This is a genomic window from Pseudomonas sp. LH1G9 (assembly GCF_002949975.1).
GTDB lineage: Bacteria > Pseudomonadota > Gammaproteobacteria > Pseudomonadales > Pseudomonadaceae > Aquipseudomonas > Aquipseudomonas veronii.
Genome location: NZ_CP026880.1, coordinates 3,249,520 through 3,265,846, shown reverse-complemented (window position 1 = coordinate 3,265,846; position 16,327 = coordinate 3,249,520). Strand labels below are relative to the sequence as shown.

Sequence of the window (16,327 nt, the reverse complement as noted above, 5' to 3'; positions counted from 1 at the left end):
TGGCCAAGATTTATGGGGGAGCTGGCGGGCGTTGGCCGTCAGGCGCGGGGCAACCACATCACGGCGGTTAACCCGCCGCCCGGGGTTTCCTCCAGGCTCAACCGCCCGCCCAGGCGCTCCACCGCGTCCTTGGCGATGGTCATGCCCAGGCCCACGCCGCCGGAGTTGCGGTTACGCGAGCCTTCGAGCCGATAGAACGGTTCGAACACCGCCTCGCGCTTGTCGGCGGCAATCCCGGGGCCGTGGTCGATTACGCGGATGGTCAGGGCCTCGCGGCTGTCCTCCAGCTCCACGCGCGCGCTGCCGGCGTAGCGCAAGGCGTTGTCGATCAGGTTGTTGAGGCATGAGCGCAACGCCATCGGCTGCACCTGCAAAGGCGCACAGGTGCCGGCACATTGCACATTGGAACCTTGGTCCTGGGCGTTCTCACTGATCGACTCCACCAGCGCCTGCACATCCAGCCAGTGCCGGCTTTCGCTGGTGCGTTGTTCGTGCAGGTAGCTCAAGGTGGCGTCGAGCATGCCGATCATGTCGTTCAGGTCCTGGCGCATCTGGCCTTGCAGCTTGGCGTCTTCGATCTGCTCCAGGCGCAGCTTGAGGCGCGACAGCGGGGTGCGCAGGTCATGGGAGACCGCGCCGAGCATGCGCGCGCGCTGGCCGACTTGTTCGCGAATACGTTTTTGCATCAGGTTGAAGGTTGACGCGGCCTGCTGGGCTTCGCGGGGGCCGGACTCGTCGAGAGGCGGGCTGTCGAGGTCCAGGCTCAAGCGCTCGGCGGCCTCACTCAGGCGCTGGATCGGCCGGCTCAACAATTTGGCGCCATACCAGGCGGCGATGATCAACGAGAAAAACTGAAACGTCAGCGGCACCACCGGGCCGCCAAACCATGGGCGAGGGCGTTTAGGCAGGGGCCTCATCGTGCCGTCCGGTTGCTCGACAAAGGTGGCCTTTGGCGGCGGCGGAGGCGGGTCATAGTGGTGGAACCAGAAAAATGCCAACGCATGGGCCAGTACAATCGCCAGCAGCAACACACCGAACAACCGGCCGAACAGTGTGTTGAGGGCGTTACGCATCAGCCGATATCCCGTGCGTCGAACAGATAGCCTTCACCGCGCACGGTCTTGATCAACTGCGGTGCTTTGGGGTCATCGCCCAGCTTCTGACGCAGGCGCGAGACCAGCAGGTCAATGCTGCGATCGAAGGCCTCGATGGAACGACCGCGGGCCGCATCCAGCAACTGTTCGCGGCTCAACACCCGGCGCGGCCGCTCGATAAACACCCACAGCAGGCGGAACTCGGCGTTGGACAGCGGTACCACCAGGCCATCGTCGGCCACCAATTGGCGCAACACGCTGTTGAGACGCCAGTTATCGAAGCGGATATTGGCGCGCTGCTCGGTGCGGTCGTCGCGCACCCGGCGCAGGATGGTCTGGATGCGCGCTACCAATTCACGCGGCTCGAACGGCTTGGACATGTAGTCGTCGGCGCCCAGTTCCAGGCCGATGATGCGGTCGGTGGGTTCGCAGCGGGCGGTGAGCATCAGGATCGGAATGTCCGACTCGGCGCGCAGCCAGCGGCACAGTGACAGGCCGTCTTCGCCCGGCAGCATCAGGTCGAGCACCACCACATCAAAGGTTTCGGCTTGCATCGCCACGCGCATCGCGGCGCCGTCGGTGACGCCGGTGGCGAGAATGTTAAAGCGCGCCAGGTAGTCGATCAGCAGTTCGCGGATCGGCACATCGTCGTCGACAATCAGCGCGCGGGTGTTCCAGCGCTTTTCATCGGCGCTCACCGCGTTTTTTTGCTCGTCGTTCAGCGGGACGGAAGTATGCATAGTGCGATCATCTGCCTGGTGGTAGCGGTCAGCATAGGCGCCCAGCCCCATGGCTGGTAGTGCTGGTCGGTGGGTCGTGCGGGCGAGGCTAGCGGTAGGGCGTGTTGAGGGCATGTCGTGAATGTATCTGATTTGATACAAATGGCCGAAAGGTCCGCCTGAGTGCGCTTGGTCAGTATTTACCGATCATCGGATCCCGCAACGGCGTCGCTTGCGCTACAATCCGCGCCGATTTCGACTTGCCTGAGAGCCCATTCCAATGTCCGTCTGCCAGACTCCTATCATCGTCGCCCTGGATTACCCCACCCGTGACGCCGCACTGAAGCTGGCTGACCAGTTGGACCCGAAGCTGTGTCGGGTCAAGGTCGGCAAGGAACTGTTCACCAGTTGCGCCGCGGACATCGTCGGCACCCTGCGTGACAAAGGTTTCGAGGTGTTCCTCGACCTGAAATTCCACGACATCCCCAACACCACCGCGATGGCGGTCAAGGCTGCCGCCGAAATGGGCGTGTGGATGGTCAATGTACACTGCTCCGGCGGCCTGCGCATGATGGCCGCCTGCCGTGAAGTGTTGGAACAGCGCAGCGGCCCTAAACCCTTGCTGATCGGTGTGACCGTGCTGACCAGCATGGAGCGCGAAGACCTGGCCGCGATCGGCCTGGATATCGAACCTCAGGAGCAAGTGCTGCGCCTGGCGGCCCTGGCGCAAAAAGCCGGCCTCGATGGCCTGGTCTGTTCGGCGCTGGAAGCCCGGGCGCTCAAGACCGCCCACCCGTCGCTGCAATTGGTCACCCCGGGGATTCGCCCGGCGGGCAGCGCCCAGGATGACCAGCGCCGTATCCTCACGCCGCGTCAGGCGCTGGACGCCGGCTCGGACTACCTGGTGATCGGCCGCCCGATCAGCCAGGCGGCGGACCCGGCCAAGGCATTGGCGGCGGTGGTCGCCGAAATCGCCTGATCGATCACCGATCAACCATGTGGGAGGGGGCAAGCCCCCTCCCACATTGACATCTGCTGTGTATCAGCTGACTTTGAGCACCAGCTTGCCGAAGTTCTCCCCGTTGAACAGCTTCATCAGCGTCTCCGGGAACGTCTCCAGTCCTTCCACAATGTCTTCCTTGCTCTTGAGCTTGCCCTGCGCCATCCAGCCGGCCATTTCCTGCCCGGCGGCGGCAAAGTTCGCCGCGTGATCCATCACCACGAAGCCTTCCATGCGTGCGCGATTGACCAGTAATGACAGGTAGTTGGCCGGGCCTTTTACCGCGTCCTCGTTGTTGTACTGGCTGATCGCACCGCAGATCACCACGCGGGCTTTGAATGCCAGGCGGCTGAGCACGGCGTCGAGAATATCGCCGCCGACGTTATCGAAATACACATCCACGCCCTTGGGGCACTCGCGCTTGAGCGCGGCGGGCAGGTCTTCGTGTTTGTAATCGATGGCGGCGTCGAAGCCCAGTTCATCCACCAGGAACTTGCACTTGTCGGCGCCACCGGCAATGCCCACCACACGGCAGCCTTTGATCTTGGCGATCTGCCCGGCAATGCTGCCCACCGCACCGGCCGCGCCGGAGATCACCACGGTTTCGCCGGCCTTGGGTGCGCCGGTCTCGAGCAGGGCGAAGTAGGCGGTCATGCCGGTCATGCCCAGCGCCGACAGGTAGCGCGGCAGGGGCGCAAGCGTGGGGTCGACCTTGTAGAAACCACGCGGCTCGCCGAGGAAGTAATCCTGCACCCCCAGGGCGCCGTTCACGTAGTCCCCGACGGCGAATTTAGGGGTGTTCGAGGCGATTACCTTGCCTACGCCCAGCGCCCGCATCACTTCGCCGATGCCGACGGGCGGAATGTAGGATTTGCCCTCATTCATCCAGCCGCGCATGGCCGGGTCGAGGGACAGGTATTCGTTGCGCACCAGCACCTGCCCGTCCTGTGGCGTGCCCACCGGCACTTCCTGGTAGGTGAAGGTCTCCCGCGTGGCCGCGCCGACCGGGCGTTTGGCGAGCAGGAACTGGCGGTTGGTCTGGGCAGTCATGGCAAGGACTCTTGAGAAATGAAGCCTGATTGATAGACCCATAATGGCCTGCGGGCAAGGTCGGCCGAGGGCTGCGAATGCTTGGCGATAGGCTTCGATGATAGTCGGCCGGGCGGTCTTATCATTGTGATTCATGCAGCGCTAACCGGCCTTCTGATAGTGCTGACGCGCCCGTGTCGGGCTTGGCTAGACTCGGCCCACGGCTATTTCTCCCATAGGACATCCCCCATGAGCATGACGTTTTCCGGCCAGGTCGCCCTGGTCACCGGCGCCGCTGCCGGTATTGGCCGCGCCACCGCGCTGGCGTTTGCCGCCGAAGGTTTGAAGGTAGTGGTTGCCGACCTCGACGTAGCGGGCGGCGAAGGCACTGTCGCGCTGATCCGCGAGGCCGGTGGCGAGGCGCAGTTCGTGCGCTGCAACGTCACCCTGGAAGCCGACGTGCAGCAATTGATGGCGCAGACCATCGCCGCGTATGGCCGCCTGGACTACGCCTTTAACAACGCCGGGATCGAGATCGAGAAAGGCAAGTTGGCGGACGGCACCCTCGATGAGTTCGACGCGATCATGGGCGTCAACGTCAAGGGCGTGTGGTTGTGCATGAAGTACCAATTGCCGTTGCTGCTGGCCCAGGGCGCTGGTGCGATCGTCAACACCGCGTCGGTGGCAGGGCTGGGCGCCGCGCCGAAGATGAGCATCTATGCCGCGTCCAAGCACGCGGTGATCGGCCTGACCAAATCGGCGGCCATCGAGTACGCGAAAAAGAACATCCGCGTCAACGCGGTATGCCCGGCCGTGATCGACACCGACATGTTCCGCCGTGCCTATGAAGCTGACCCGCGCAAAGCCGAATTCGCCGCGGCCATGCACCCGGTCGGGCGCATCGGCAAGGTCGAGGAAATCGCCAGTGCGGTGTTGTACCTGTGCAGTGACGGTGCGGCGTTCACCACCGGCCACGCCCTGGCGGTGGACGGCGGCGCCACCGCGATCTAGGACTCCAAGCCGCACCTCATTCGAAAAAGTTTGAGGTGCTGTGGGGCGTTTCCATAGCTGGCAAAATGCCGTGATCCAATGTGTATCAGGAGGTAAATAAGTCAATAAAATCAATACTTTAGTTACTGTTGGCGACCGGTTGGAGTGGGCTTCTGTGCTTAACTGTTTTGGGTTGAATAACAGATAGTTAAGTGAGTGGCTCATGGATTTAGGGATCGATCGACAAGCCCTTGTACCGGTGGTGCAGCAAATCGTCAGCGCGGTGGCGGAATGGATTCGCAAGAGCGGGGTCAGCCCCGGTACACGCTTGCCGTCCATCCGCCAACTGGCCCTCGACAACCTGCTCAGCCAGTCCAACGTGATCGAGGCATTCGAGCGCATGGAGGCCCAGGGCCTGCTGACCTCGAAGCAGGGCTCCGGGTTTGTGGTGGCGCAGCCGCCGGTGGCTCAGGAACGCCACTGGTATGAAGGCGCGGAGCGAGAGTGGGGCGCTTTCACCGACAGCCCGTTGGGCGAGTTGAAACTCGGCTGCGGTTGGCTGCCGGACGCCTGGCGCGAAAGCGATGACATCAGCTACGCGATCCGCGAAGTCAGCCGCATCGATACCGGCGGCCTGTTCAACTACAGCACGCCACTGGGGCTGCCGGCGCTGCGCGAGCAACTGCTCAAGCGCCTGACCCAGATTCACGTGGTCACCAGCCTCGACCGCATTCTCACCACCCATGGCGCCAGCCATGCTCAAGACCTGCTGATCCGCACCTTGCTCAAGGCCGGCGACACGGTGGTTGTGGAAACCCCCGGTTATGGCAACCTCTTTCGTCAGTTGGCCTTCCACGGCGTCACGCTGCTGGAAGTGCCGCGTACCCAGGGCGGCCCGGACGTCCCGGCGCTGGAAGCCCTGCTGCGTGGCCATCGTCCCAAGTGCCTGTTTATCAACAGCCTGTATCACAACCCCACCGGCACCAGCCTGTGCCGCAAGGTGGCCGAGCGTTTGCTGGCGCTGGCGCACAGCGAAGACTTCCTGATCATCGAAGAAGATGTCTACGCCGACCTGCAACACGCCAGTTGCACGCGGCTCTCGGCGCTGCCCCATGATGACCGGGTGATCTATGTCTCGAGTTTTTCCAAGACCCTCAGCAGTGCCCTGCGCGTCGGCTACCTCAGCGCCAGTTCGCCGATCATTGCGCAATTGGTACACCTCAAGACACTCACCGGCATCGGCACCTCGCGTTTTGCCGAAGCGGTGATGGCCACGTTGCTGGCCAACGGCACCTATCGCAAATGGGTGCAGCGCCTGCGCAAACGCCTGAACGCGCAAATGGCCGCGACCTTGCAGGTGCTGGAGGATGAGGAGTGGCAGGTGTTCGCCGTGCCCGCCGGCGGCATGTTTGTCTGGGCGCGGCCTCGCATGGCCGACCGTTCACGCTTGCAGGCGTGTGCGCGGCAACTCGGCGTGTTGATGTCGCCGGGGGCGCTGTTCAGCCCCACGGGTGAACACAGCGAGTGGCAGCGCATCAATGTGGCCTATGCTGCTGATCAGCGGGCCCTGGCGTTGTTCCGCGCCGCGGGGCCCGCCAGATCGACCTCGACCATTCTGAAAACGACGAGTGTGTAGCTTTTTGCCATTATTGTGGCGCCAACGACTTGTGTTCAGGGCCTTGGGGTTGCGAATCTCGCTACTGGGAAACCGGACTTGATGGCATCCGCCATTGCAAGAGGATTCAAGTGCAATGATTTCGGCCGTGCAACGACGTTTCGCCAACCTCGGTATGGCGAAAAAACTGGGTTTGGGCTTCAGCCTGGTGCTGCTGTTGACTGCGTTGGTCGCAGCGATTGGCGTGTGGTCCCTGCAAACCGTTGGCCTGCGTTTCGAGGGCCTCAAGAGCATGTCTTCGCTCAACAGCGGGCTGCTCAAGGTGCGTTTGATCGAGCAGGACTACGCGCTGCACGCCGACCCCAAGTCCGTCGACGCCCTGCATGAGCAAGTCGACGCCTTGGCCGCCCTGGCCGCCAGCCTCAAGGCCGAGTCTGCGACCAACGTGCCGCTGATGACCGAGGTCGAACAGGCCCTGGCGGCTTACCGCAAGGCGTTCGATGAGTTCGTCGAACTGACCCAGACCAAGGACCTGGCACTGGAAATGGCCAGTTGGTCGGTGTCCAGCGTGGCCAATAACCTCGATGTGTTGCAGGCCGGCCTGGCCGACGATGGCGCCTATGGCCTCAAGGAAAGCCAGGGCAAGGAGGGCGCCGAGTTTATCGAGCAGGCGGGGCAGGTCAGCCAGGTTTCGCGGTTGATGCTGCAAGCCATGAACGAGGCCCATGTGCGCCTCGATCAGAGCCGCAAAGGGCAGGAAGACAGCGCCGAACAAGGCAAGATCGAACAGGCGGAGCAGGCGCTGGCCCAGGTCGAGTTACTGAAGACCTCGGTCAAGGACGCCGGTTACCAGACGGTGCTCAATGAGGTCGGCGGGCATATCGCTGCGTTCAATGAAAAGCTCGGCGAATACACCGGCCTGCTGGCCCAGGAAAAAGTGGTCTACAAACAATTGCATGATCGCGCCGATCAAGTGGTCAGCCGCGTCGACCAGGCGTATGCCGCCGAAGATCAGTCGATGCAGGCGCAGTTGAAGAAAAGCGCGCTGCTGATCATCGGCTCCTCGGCCCTGGCGCTGTTGATGGGCTTGATTGCGGCCTGGGTGATTACCCGGTTGATCGTCGCGCCGCTGCGCCGGGTGATCGCGGTGGCCCAGCAGATCGCAGCCGGCGATTTGAGTGGGCGCATGGACGTCAGCCGCCGCGATGAAATCGGCCAGTTGATGCAGGCGATGCAACAGATGGGCAGCGGCTTGAGCGATATGGTCAGCAGGCTGCAAGCGGGCATCGAGCAATTGGCCAGTTCGGCGCATTCGCTGTCCAGCGTCACCGAGCAGACCAACATCGAGGTCAGCAGCCAGAAGGAAGAAACCGAGCAGGTCGCCACGGCGATGAACCAGATGACCGCCACGGTCCACGATGTGGCGCGCAACGCCGAAGAGGCCGCACAGGCTGCGCAGACCGCCGATGACAAAGTCGACAGCGGCCAGCAGGTGGTGCGCCAGAGTTTGCAGCGCATCGAACAGCTGGCCACGTCCAGCACCAGCGCGAGCGCCAGCATCGACAGCCTCAGCAGCGAAATCCAGAACATCGGCAGCGTGTTGAGCGTGATCAAAAGCGTGGCCGAACAGACCAACCTGCTGGCGCTCAACGCAGCCATCGAGGCCGCGCGCGCCGGTGAGCAAGGCCGTGGTTTTGCGGTGGTGGCCGATGAGGTGCGGGCGCTGGCCAAGCGCACCCAGCAATCGACCGAGGAGATCGAGCGCCTGGTCGGCACCTTGCGCAGCTCGGCGCAAGCGTCGGTGCAGCAGATCCAGCAGAGCGGCGAGTTGGTGAAGCTGGCCGTCAGCGATGCGCTGGAAACCGAAAGCGCGCTGGGCAGCATCGCGGTCGCGGTGTCATTGATCCAACAAATGAATCAGCAGATTGCCGCAGCGGCCGAGCAACAGAGTTCGGTGGCCGAAGAGATCAACCGCAGCGTCACCAGCATTCGCGCGAGTGCCGATCAATCGGCGTTGAGCATGCAAGGCAATGCCGCGTCGAGTATTGCGCTGGCGCGGTTGGGCGCGGAACTCAAGGGCATGGTGGGGCACTTCCGCCTTTGATCGCCGCCGCCGGGCCGCGATCAAAGGGCCGGGGCGCGATCAGGCGTGGTTGGCGAGGAAGGTCAGCAGCGCTTCATTGACGAAGTCCGGGTTCTCACGGCTGGAGATATGCCCGGCGTCGGGAATCAGGCTCAGGCCGCAGCCGATCAGGCTGGCCATCTGCTCGGACTCGGCGGGTGGGCGAGGCGTGTCCTGTTCGCCGCACAGCACCAGGGTGGTGTCGGCGTCCAGGCGTGACAACTGCTCCAGCACATCTGCGCGGCTGAAGATCAGCCGGCCCAGGGGCACGATGCTGTCCAGCAGGCGCGCCGTGGGGTAGCCCTGCAATACTTTGCGGAAATCCTGGTACAGCGCCGATGCGTGGTCGATGCCCGGGCGGAAAAAGATCGGCGCGACCACATCCAGCAGCGGCTCGGGGATGGCGCCGGCGTCTTCGATCATCTTGAACAGCGAAAAGTAGTGCTGGCGCGTGGCCTCGGGCTCGGCGCCGAGGTAGGTGTCCATCAGCACCAGGCTGTTGACCCGCTCGGGTGCCAGCAGGGCCAGGCGTGCGCCCCACATGCCGCCGACCGACAAACCCACCAGATTGACCTGGGCAATCTGCAACTGGTCGAGCAGTGCCAGGGCCTGGCGCGCCAGGTCGTCCAGGGAGCGCGTGTGCGCCTGCAGCGGCCCGGACTCGCCGTGGCCCCACAGTTCGGGGACGATCACGCGGTATTGCTGCGACAGCGCTTCGATCTGCGGTGCCCACATGGCGCGGTCCCACAGGTAACTCGAACCCAGCAGGACGACCGGGCCGCGGCCCTGGTCAACATAGTGCAGCGGTTGTCCATCAATCACGGCGACAGGCATAGCGGGCCTCTAACTTCACGGAGTGAGGGGGACTTTTGTACGCGAGTCGACGGCGAGGGGATAGATGCTAAATGATGGCATGTGGCGAGGAGCGCTCGCCACATGGGGTGGGGGAGGTCAGTCGTAGATGACTTTTTTCTTCCACTCGGCGTCGGTGTCGGCGACTTTCAGGCCTTCGGTCAGTTCGTTGACTTCATCTTCCGCCGGTTTGCTGTTGGTCAGCACCGTGGAGTTGGCGCGCGCCAATTGACTCTCCAGCAATTGCAGTTGCTCTCTGTAGATCGCCGGCTCAGGCTGTTTGCGCAGGTACTGCACGCCGCGCTCGAAGGCCAGGCGCGCCTGGCCCGGCTGGTCCTGTTGCAGGGCATGCTGGCCGAGGTTGTTAAAGAACTCGATGTGCAGCAGGACCAGGATGTGGCGAATCTCCCTGATCCAGTGCTTGGCTTCATTGGCCGGCAGAAAACCGTCCTGGGCCGCGCGGGTGACCTGGCCGTGCAGGGCTTCGAGCAGGAAGCGCACGTCCTTGGCCTTGGCTTCGGTTTGGATCGGGCCGGGCGGGTTGTTGACCGGGATCGATTCGCCCTGGGCCACCAGCGCATTCAGTTCGGCGATCCGCGCCTTGAGCGGTGCGCTGGACTTGTTGAGGTGCAGCAAGCGCTGGTTGACGTTGAGTTCCAGGCGGGTCAGCAGCAGCTTGAGTGCCGGAGTCATCAACTGGCCGGGGAAGGTCTCGGTGATTTCACCACAGCGACGCAGCCGGTCATTAAGCTCGATCACGGTGCGTTGCTTTTCCAGTTTGTTGTTTTCCACCACATGGTTCATATAGCCAATGGCGATCAGTATTACGATCCCGGCTATTACCAGCAGGGTGATCATGAGTGGTGTCACCGGTGCGACCTCTTTATAGGGTTTGCTGTGGAGTGTAGTGACTGAGACATCTGCCGGATAGGACTGTTCGACCAGTTGCCCAGGTAGTTTCTTCTATATACGTAAGCATTCCCTGCGTAGATGCACAATGCCATCAGTTGCTGAGCGAACTATAGCGTCTTGTCGGGCGCCAGAATATAGGCGTCAAGGCACGGACGCGCAGAATGCCCGCACGGGTCTGGAAACGGGGGCGAAGTCATTGATTTAAATAAATTTATCCTGGGGGGTTGACGACCTTTCAATCCATCCATAGAATGCGCGCCACTTGCAGCGTAAAGCACACAGCGAAACGCGGCAGGGAGTGAATGTTGTACGTGTGTCCCCTTCGTCTAGTGGCCTAGGACACCGCCCTTTCACGGCGGTAACAGGGGTTCGAGTCCCCTAGGGGACGCCAATGCGGGAATAGCTCAGTTGGTAGAGCACGACCTTGCCAAGGTCGGGGTCGCGAGTTCGAGTCTCGTTTCCCGCTCCATTTTTAAGCAGTGTGGCCTTCGGGCGGCATTGAGTGAAACCAGGACCAAGTCTTCGGACGAGGCCTCTGGGCACTGAAATACACACCATGTGTTTCAGTAGCGTGTCCCCTTCGTCTAGTGGCCTAGGACACCGCCCTTTCACGGCGGTAACAGGGGTTCGAGTCCCCTAGGGGACGCCATTTGCGGGAATAGCTCAGTTGGTAGAGCACGACCTTGCCAAGGTCGGGGTCGCGAGTTCGAGTCTCGTTTCCCGCTCCAATTTTTGATTCGCAGTGTCTATCGGACCTGGGAATCAGCGAAAAAAAGACGCTTCGGCGTCTTTTTTCGTTTCCGGTGATCTGTCGAAAACCACCGGTATCCGGACTTTTTTAGTCCAGAAATCACGAGATCCCGGTGGCCTTGGTCAGTAACCAGATGCCCACCACCAGCAAGATCGCACCGACTGCGACGGTCAACCCAAACTGGCCCCAGGTCGCGCGCCCGGTGTGGATCTCCGAATAGCGCGTGTAGGCGTGATAGCAGACCCCGATAAGCATTGAGGCCACCACCAACAGGGCGATCAGCAGGATGATGTCGTCGCTGTAGTTCTGCAGGGTTTGCAGAATGCCGCTGCCGACACCGCGGGACGGATCCTCCAGCGTGGGCAGACGGCCCTGCGCAACGGCCAATGCCGGAGCGCCCATCAGCAGCACCAGCATCCGGCTACGAAGACCATATGAAAAATGATGGTTCATCACGGCAGCTCCCTCGGATCAGGACAGAAGAAAAAACGTCAACACCAGGTACAGCGCGACAAAACGCATGACCACCCCGACAACCTGCCACGAGCCCAGACGCTGTTCGGCCCAACCGGTGTAGGCGGTACGAATTGCCCAGGCGCCCCACAGCAACAGCACGGCAAACACCCCCGACAGCAACAAGGTCGCCATCCGCGCGGGCGTAAATCCGCCGTGGGCCTGGAAGGCGGCCTGTTGGGCGGCAGTCATGGCGAGGGCTCCTGCTCGTCGCGGTAGTCACCGAGCATCGGCGTTGGGGCGCGTGGCTGGGCGCGCTGTGGAGTCAGGTAGTCCTGAACTCCAGCACGTACTCGCTGGAGGTCTTCACGTAGGCGTGGGTAGTCGAAGTGGTAGCGATCCCGAACTTGTGTGGGCTGAGCTGATAGGTCTTCGACATGGCGATTGATTTGGTCCAGTTGACGGGTCAGCAGGGCCAGTTGCTCGCGTTCAAAAGCGTGTTCAGATGCCATGACCGGAGCGGCACTGCTGCTGATGCCGATGATCAGGGCAACCATCCCGGAGCGTAGCAAGCTGAATGTGGGGGCTACCCTATCCATCGAATCAGACCTCGTGAGTACGAATGGCCTGATGGTGCGACGGCTGCTCAATGCTCGCCTCAATCAATGGGGATTGGCTCGTCACCGCTTTACGGCAGGGCATTGGGGAAACATCTGACGGAGTTATCCGAAATTGAGACGAAAGAAGATGTCTAGTTTGAATCTGGTGTATTTTTAATCTGCCCTTCAACCGATTCCCGAATACTTCGCCACTGCCGCTGCCCGTGATGGCACGTTCAAGCAACGTAACAGCGACGCCACATGAATACGCACTGTAAAGGGAGATATCTGTAATTCCGTTGCGATTTCTTTATTGGTCTTGCCTTTTGCGATCAGGTGCAATACTTCATGCTGGCGGGCTGTGAGAGCAGTGGTCTGCAACGGCAGCAGGCCCGATGGCGAAAACTTGACGAGAACATCGCCTTCTCTGATAGCCAGTAGTGCCTGTCCGATCTCGTCCGGGGCGATGTTTTTGCCGATAAATCCGTCGATACCTAACGCCATAATCTGTTCGATCAACGATGGATCATCGACCATTGACACCACGATTAACGTGGTGCGCCGCAACTGCTGTCTCAGCTCACTCAAGTGACTCATGCAGGTCAAGCCTGGAAAACGCAAGTCGAGAATCAGCGTGTCAACTTCCTCGCCTGTTTTGATCAGCGCCTTTACAGTCTCAAAGTCACCGGCTTGCTCCACCGTTGCCTCGGGAAGTAGTCGCTGGACAGTGCGCAACATGCCCTCGCGAAACATAGGATGATCGTCGGCAATAATGATTCTGCATGGCATATCGTGCTCTACCCTGAGTCAGTTTTCTTTTAGGGACCGCTGTAGCGCCGCGCCGGTTGATTGCGTGTAGCACCTATCATTTTTACATCGGTTATACCGTAAGGATGTTTCCCATGACGTTCGAGAAGAACACCGAACTTGACCAGGCCAATTTACGCGTCATTGTGTCTGCCTGCGCCATTGGATATATCAGTATGCTGGGCTTTTTGCCCGGGCATAGGGTGGATGCTTATTTGCCCATAATCCTTTATTACTTAGTGTTTCTGTTGGCTTCCATAGGCTTTCGCTTTGTCATTGCTCATTGGCCTGGGCACTACCCGGCACGGCGAATATTGGGGATGGTTCACGATTACACCGGGACCTCATTCGGTCTGGTAGTCGGCGCAGAAGCTGCGTTACCGCTTTATGCGGTGATGGTCTGGGTCAACCTGGGCAACGGTATGCGCTATGGTTCGCGCTACCTTGCAATTGCGACTGGGTTGGCGTTACTGGCATTGTTGATTGTTTACTGGTTGACTCCTTCGTGGCAGGCGCAGCCATTCATGGTGCTGATGCTGATGATCACCAGCACGGTGATACCGGTTTATGCCCACCTCTTGTTGGAACGTACTCGTAAAGCTTCGGAAGAAGCCGTTGCCGCTAACCTGGAGAAATCGCGGTTCCTGGCCCAGGCCAGCCATGACTTGCGCCAACCGATCCATTCTATTGGTCTATTCACCGCATGCCTGCGCGAAGCATGCTTGGGCGATGAAGAGCGACGTTTGGTGGACAGTATCGACCGCTCGCTACTCAATGTATCGCAACTCTTTCGCTCGATTCTCGATCTCTACACGTTGGACAATAGCCGTGTGCTACCCAAGTATCAGACCTTGCACCTGGGGGACTTCCTGGCCGATCTTGTGCGCCAGAATGTCGAGGCTGCGCGCTGGGCGGGTGTTGAGTTGCATCTGCGGCCTTCCTCCCATTGGGTCCGGGCAGACCCTGCACTTCTCACAACGATGGTTCAAAATATACTTTCCAATTGCTTCAAATACGGTGCCCAGCGGCCTGTACTGATCGGTGTGCGTAAGTGCGGTGATGGGCTTGCGATCGTGGTTCACGATCAGGGGCAGGGGATTGAAAAGGAACACCTGCCAAAAGTATTCGAAGAGTTTTATCGCGTCCGTCGTGAGCGAGACAAGGACGTTGAAGGTGTCGGACTGGGCCTTTCCATCGTCAGGCGTCTGGGGCAGTTGATGGCTCTTGACGTTGCTATCCGCTCGCGGTTGGGTCATGGGACATCAGTCTGCTTGTCTGGTTTCCCCCTCGCGACGCCGCCACGAAACCTCAGTCTTCAGGAAGACGTTCACCAGGCAGGGCTGTTGACAGGATTGAAAGTCTGTCTGGTGGAGGATGATCACAACGTGTTACTGGCCACTCAGGCGCTGCTGCAGCGTTGGGGGTGTACGGTACAAGCGGAATTGACTGGGCTGAACCTCTCCAGTGATTGTGATGTCATCATCGCTGACTATGACTTGGGCAACCACGCCACTGGCATCGAGTGCATAGACCATCTACGCCAACAGCGTGGTTGGGCGGTGCCGGCGTTGATTCTCAGCGGGCATGATATAGAGACGATCCAGCAGCAGTTGCGGGAACGTCAGATCGCCATCCTTTCCAAACCCGTCCGCCCAACTGAGTTGCGGGCTACATTGAGAGAGCTCGGTCAGAAACCACTGAATGCACGAACTACTGAACAGTAGGTCTCGCCAGTCGAGTTCTCTTCTTGTTGGGGGGAGGGGGGCGGCCAAGGAGGGATGTTTACGTAATTATTGTTTGGTGCACTGGGCGCCTAGCCCCATGCCCATGGAGCCGAGGGCAACCCCAGGGCCGCTCGGGAGTTCACATGCGTATTCCCCGGTGGCGGTTTTAGCTGTGAAGTAGGTGGTGTTGAAATCACTTCGTACGTTTGAGATGTTGGTAATTGGCTTGCCGATAGTATTTTGTGCTCGACTCTTAAGGTCGTTCTCTGTTGGCTTGATGACCTGGCAGCCGGTTAGACCGACAACCAAAGTGGCGAGTACAGTGAGGGCAGTAACTGTGTAAGACAACTTCATATGAACCTTCTTATATATATGTTGAGTGTTTCGAGGGTTTCCCGGCAGCGGCCGGTCCTTTATTTGCAGTATTGAAAGCCGCAGGGCAGTCCTGTAGGCCGACTTGCAAAGCGTTTCAATGTTGTTAAGCCGGGCCCACAACACGCGGTTGCTTCCGAGTCGGACCGGTTTGAATGCTGGAAAAGGTTAGTGTTAAGCGAAGGTGGTGGCAATTAGGGCGAATGGGCTAATGGCTATTTGCTATCCGAGTAAACTGCGGCAGCTCTAATTCACTCTGTTGTAGAAGCTCTTGGTTTAGATCTATCTCGCGGACCGCATGCAGCTGCTCTTGATGTCATTGGCGCTGATGCTATAGGATCAAAACAGGAGATGGCATTCCTCCTTTAACCGCCTTCGTGCTAATGATGCCTACGTGAACCCTGGACAGGGGACGTAGGTGCGTCTCCCTGTCCTCCAATCTAGGACAGGCTATGATCTTACCCTTCAAGTTTCCCTTTTCTTTCAGCGCGAGCCGCTTGCCATTTAGTCCACTCAGGTCTGATGAGGAGGACTCTCCATGCTGAAGTCATTAATCGTCATTGCCGTGGGTGCTTCACTTGGAGCCTGGTTGCGTTGGCTATTGGGGATGAAGCTGAATGCCCTATTCCCTACGATTCCTCCAGGCACTGTGGTCGCGAACATGGTTGGGGGTTACATCATCGGTTTGGCCATAGCCTTCTTGGCCGCATCTCCTACCCTTAGTCCAGAGTGGCGTCTTCTGATCATCACGGGTTTCTGTGGCGGGCTTACCACCTTTTCTACATTTTCAGCCGAAACGGTTGCCTTGATTCAGGAAGGCAGGCTGCTCTGGGCGCTCGGCTCAATTTCATTGCACGTCTTAGGTTCGTTGGCGATGACCGCTGCCGGGCTTCTGTCCTACCAAATGATTGGTACTCGCTGAGGAGATAGAAATGAAAGGCTATATGGTCGTTTTCTTCACCCAACAAAACCGTCGTTATCAGGGAAAAATGCTAGGCGAATGGATAGTCGACGTGGCTAAAGAAATGGGGTTACGCGGCGCCACGCTCTGCACTGGAATCGAAGGGTTTGGGCACACCGGGAAACTGCATTCATCACATTTTTTTGAGCTGGCGGATCAACCCACGGAGATTCGCTTGGCAATCACGGAAGATGAGGCCGAACGATTGTTCAAACGACTGGACTCTGAGGAAATATCGGTGTTTTTCACGAAGACGCCAATCGAGATGGGCACTCTTGGAAAAACGCCTTCCCGTTCAGCCCCTTCCACAACTTCGGAGCTATGAAC

17 protein-coding genes, 4 tRNA genes, 1 pseudogene and 1 riboswitch are annotated in these 16,327 nt (G+C 59.9%); of the genes and pseudogenes, 12 read left to right on the top strand and 10 right to left on the bottom strand.

Annotated elements, in window-relative coordinates:
- Positions 1–38: 38 nt before the first annotated feature.
- Both C5F70_RS14995 and C5F70_RS14990 read right to left on the bottom strand, forming a co-directional pair.
- Positions 39–1,073: a HAMP domain-containing sensor histidine kinase gene (locus C5F70_RS14995; RefSeq protein ID WP_046486360.1), complete on the bottom strand. Its 1,035-nt coding sequence runs from the start codon at positions 1,071–1,073 to the stop codon at positions 39–41.
- Positions 1,073–1,834 carry a response regulator gene (locus C5F70_RS14990; protein ID WP_032804413.1) on the bottom strand — a complete coding sequence of 254 codons (762 nt, stop codon included), beginning with the start codon at positions 1,832–1,834 and terminating at the stop codon, positions 1,073–1,075. Before C5F70_RS14990 ends, C5F70_RS14995 begins: the two co-directional genes overlap by 1 nt.
- A 259-nt stretch (positions 1,835–2,093) precedes the next feature.
- Between C5F70_RS14990 and pyrF the strand changes: the two genes are divergently transcribed.
- Positions 2,094–2,792, top strand: a complete 699-nt coding sequence (gene pyrF, locus C5F70_RS14985; protein WP_017846795.1) for an orotidine-5'-phosphate decarboxylase — start codon at positions 2,094–2,096, stop codon at positions 2,790–2,792.
- 63 nt (positions 2,793–2,855) lie between these two features.
- On the opposite strand, the gene C5F70_RS14980 is transcribed toward pyrF, so the two are convergent.
- The gene (locus C5F70_RS14980; RefSeq protein ID WP_017846796.1) at positions 2,856–3,863 is read right to left on the bottom strand and encodes an NADP-dependent oxidoreductase; all 1,008 of its coding nucleotides are present in this window, start codon (positions 3,861–3,863) and stop codon (positions 2,856–2,858) included.
- Positions 3,864–4,091: 228 nt separating this feature from the next.
- Between C5F70_RS14980 and C5F70_RS14975 the strand changes: the two genes are divergently transcribed.
- The 4 genes and pseudogenes from C5F70_RS14975 (at position 4,092) to C5F70_RS31555 (ending at position 8,551) form a co-directional block, all read left to right on the top strand.
- Positions 4,092–4,853, top strand: a complete 762-nt coding sequence (locus C5F70_RS14975; protein ID WP_046384180.1) for an SDR family oxidoreductase — start codon at positions 4,092–4,094, stop codon at positions 4,851–4,853.
- A gap of 202 nt (positions 4,854–5,055) precedes the next feature.
- The gene (locus C5F70_RS14970; protein ID WP_104903617.1) at positions 5,056–6,468 is read left to right on the top strand and encodes a PLP-dependent aminotransferase family protein; all 1,413 of its coding nucleotides are present in this window, start codon (positions 5,056–5,058) and stop codon (positions 6,466–6,468) included.
- A 115-nt stretch (positions 6,469–6,583) separates the two neighbouring features.
- Positions 6,584–7,642 (top strand): annotated as a pseudogene (locus C5F70_RS31560) (HAMP domain-containing protein); the annotation flags it as partial.
- Entirely contained in the window at positions 7,634–8,551 is a 918-nt protein-coding gene (locus C5F70_RS31555; protein ID WP_371920075.1) for a methyl-accepting chemotaxis protein, read from the top strand. The pseudogene C5F70_RS31560 and the gene C5F70_RS31555, both read left to right, overlap by 9 nt.
- Before the next feature lie 39 nt (positions 8,552–8,590).
- On the opposite strand, the gene C5F70_RS14960 is transcribed toward C5F70_RS31555, so the two are convergent.
- Both C5F70_RS14960 and C5F70_RS14955 read right to left on the bottom strand, forming a co-directional pair.
- Positions 8,591–9,403, bottom strand: a complete 813-nt coding sequence (locus C5F70_RS14960; protein ID WP_104903615.1) for an alpha/beta fold hydrolase — start codon at positions 9,401–9,403, stop codon at positions 8,591–8,593.
- Positions 9,404–9,520: 117 nt separating this feature from the next.
- The gene (locus tag C5F70_RS14955) at positions 9,521–10,291 is read right to left on the bottom strand and encodes a hypothetical protein (protein ID WP_026139998.1); all 771 of its coding nucleotides are present in this window, start codon (positions 10,289–10,291) and stop codon (positions 9,521–9,523) included.
- Positions 10,292–10,648: 357 nt separating this feature from the next.
- Here C5F70_RS14955 and C5F70_RS14950 point away from each other — a divergent pair.
- The 4 genes from C5F70_RS14950 (at position 10,649) to C5F70_RS14935 (ending at position 11,061) form a co-directional block, all read left to right on the top strand.
- A tRNA-Glu gene (locus C5F70_RS14950) sits at positions 10,649–10,724 on the top strand.
- A 2-nt stretch (positions 10,725–10,726) separates the two neighbouring features.
- A tRNA-Gly gene (locus tag C5F70_RS14945) sits at positions 10,727–10,802 on the top strand.
- 104 nt (positions 10,803–10,906) lie between these two features.
- Positions 10,907–10,982 (top strand) — tRNA-Glu (locus tag C5F70_RS14940).
- 3 nt (positions 10,983–10,985) lie between these two features.
- Positions 10,986–11,061, top strand: a tRNA-Gly gene (locus C5F70_RS14935).
- 122 nt (positions 11,062–11,183) lie between these two features.
- Here C5F70_RS14935 and C5F70_RS14930 read toward each other — a convergent pair.
- The 4 genes from C5F70_RS14930 to C5F70_RS14915 all read right to left on the bottom strand — a co-directional run bounded on the left by C5F70_RS14930 (position 11,184) and on the right by C5F70_RS14915 (position 12,925).
- A complete protein-coding gene (locus C5F70_RS14930) occupies positions 11,184–11,501 on the bottom strand; it encodes a TIGR03745 family integrating conjugative element membrane protein (RefSeq protein ID WP_232925703.1) in 318 nt (105 codons plus the stop codon).
- A 54-nt stretch (positions 11,502–11,555) separates the two neighbouring features.
- Positions 11,556–11,789, bottom strand: a complete 234-nt coding sequence (locus tag C5F70_RS14925; RefSeq protein WP_104903613.1) for a TIGR03758 family integrating conjugative element protein — start codon at positions 11,787–11,789, stop codon at positions 11,556–11,558.
- Positions 11,786–12,136 (bottom strand): RAQPRD family integrative conjugative element protein, encoded by a 351-nt coding sequence (locus C5F70_RS14920; protein ID WP_104903612.1) that lies wholly within the window; start codon positions 12,134–12,136, stop codon positions 11,786–11,788. Before C5F70_RS14920 ends, C5F70_RS14925 begins: the two co-directional genes overlap by 4 nt.
- Before the next feature lie 186 nt (positions 12,137–12,322).
- A complete protein-coding gene (locus C5F70_RS14915) occupies positions 12,323–12,925 on the bottom strand; it encodes a response regulator transcription factor (protein ID WP_046482598.1) in 603 nt (200 codons plus the stop codon).
- Between the two features lie 113 nt (positions 12,926–13,038).
- Between C5F70_RS14915 and C5F70_RS14910 the strand changes: the two genes are divergently transcribed.
- Entirely contained in the window at positions 13,039–14,667 is a 1,629-nt protein-coding gene (locus tag C5F70_RS14910; protein WP_017846807.1) for a hybrid sensor histidine kinase/response regulator, read from the top strand.
- Positions 14,668–14,733: 66 nt separating this feature from the next.
- On the opposite strand, the gene C5F70_RS14905 is transcribed toward C5F70_RS14910, so the two are convergent.
- Positions 14,734–15,021 carry a hypothetical protein gene (locus C5F70_RS14905; RefSeq protein WP_017846808.1) on the bottom strand — a complete coding sequence of 96 codons (288 nt, stop codon included), beginning with the start codon at positions 15,019–15,021 and terminating at the stop codon, positions 14,734–14,736.
- A gap of 356 nt (positions 15,022–15,377) precedes the next feature.
- A riboswitch (Fluoride riboswitch) is annotated at positions 15,378–15,439 on the top strand.
- 138 nt (positions 15,440–15,577) lie between these two features.
- Here C5F70_RS14905 and crcB point away from each other — a divergent pair.
- Positions 15,578–15,961, top strand: a complete 384-nt coding sequence (gene crcB, locus C5F70_RS14900) for a fluoride efflux transporter CrcB (protein ID WP_017846809.1) — start codon at positions 15,578–15,580, stop codon at positions 15,959–15,961.
- 10 nt (positions 15,962–15,971) lie between these two features.
- The gene (locus C5F70_RS14895) at positions 15,972–16,325 is read left to right on the top strand and encodes a DUF190 domain-containing protein (RefSeq protein WP_017846810.1); all 354 of its coding nucleotides are present in this window, start codon (positions 15,972–15,974) and stop codon (positions 16,323–16,325) included.
- Positions 16,326–16,327 lie beyond the last annotated feature (2 nt).

Bases quoted from the DNA above. Each gene is read 5' to 3' on its own strand.
- C5F70_RS14995 (WP_046486360.1), bottom strand. From the start codon at position 1,073: ATGCGTAACGCCCTCAACACACTGTTCGGCCGGTTGTTCGGTGTGTTG.
- C5F70_RS14990 (WP_032804413.1), bottom strand. From the start codon at position 1,834: ATGCATACTTCCGTCCCGCTGAACGACGAGCAAAAAAACGCGGTGAGC.
- pyrF (WP_017846795.1), top strand. From the start codon at position 2,094: ATGTCCGTCTGCCAGACTCCTATCATCGTCGCCCTGGATTACCCCACC.
- C5F70_RS14980 (WP_017846796.1), bottom strand. From the start codon at position 3,863: ATGACTGCCCAGACCAACCGCCAGTTCCTGCTCGCCAAACGCCCGGTC.
- C5F70_RS14975 (WP_046384180.1), top strand. From the start codon at position 4,092: ATGAGCATGACGTTTTCCGGCCAGGTCGCCCTGGTCACCGGCGCCGCT.
- C5F70_RS14970 (WP_104903617.1), top strand. From the start codon at position 5,056: ATGGATTTAGGGATCGATCGACAAGCCCTTGTACCGGTGGTGCAGCAA.
- C5F70_RS31555 (WP_371920075.1), top strand. From the start codon at position 7,634: ATGGACGTCAGCCGCCGCGATGAAATCGGCCAGTTGATGCAGGCGATG.
- C5F70_RS14960 (WP_104903615.1), bottom strand. From the start codon at position 9,403: ATGCCTGTCGCCGTGATTGATGGACAACCGCTGCACTATGTTGACCAG.
- C5F70_RS14930 (WP_232925703.1), bottom strand. From the start codon at position 11,501: ATGCTGGTGCTGCTGATGGGCGCTCCGGCATTGGCCGTTGCGCAGGGC.
- C5F70_RS14925 (WP_104903613.1), bottom strand. From the start codon at position 11,789: ATGACTGCCGCCCAACAGGCCGCCTTCCAGGCCCACGGCGGATTTACG.
- C5F70_RS14920 (WP_104903612.1), bottom strand. From the start codon at position 12,136: ATGGATAGGGTAGCCCCCACATTCAGCTTGCTACGCTCCGGGATGGTT.
- C5F70_RS14915 (WP_046482598.1), bottom strand. From the start codon at position 12,925: ATGCCATGCAGAATCATTATTGCCGACGATCATCCTATGTTTCGCGAG.
- C5F70_RS14910 (WP_017846807.1), top strand. From the start codon at position 13,039: ATGACGTTCGAGAAGAACACCGAACTTGACCAGGCCAATTTACGCGTC.
- C5F70_RS14905 (WP_017846808.1), bottom strand. From the start codon at position 15,021: ATGAAGTTGTCTTACACAGTTACTGCCCTCACTGTACTCGCCACTTTG.
- crcB (WP_017846809.1), top strand. From the start codon at position 15,578: ATGCTGAAGTCATTAATCGTCATTGCCGTGGGTGCTTCACTTGGAGCC.
- C5F70_RS14895 (WP_017846810.1), top strand. From the start codon at position 15,972: ATGAAAGGCTATATGGTCGTTTTCTTCACCCAACAAAACCGTCGTTAT.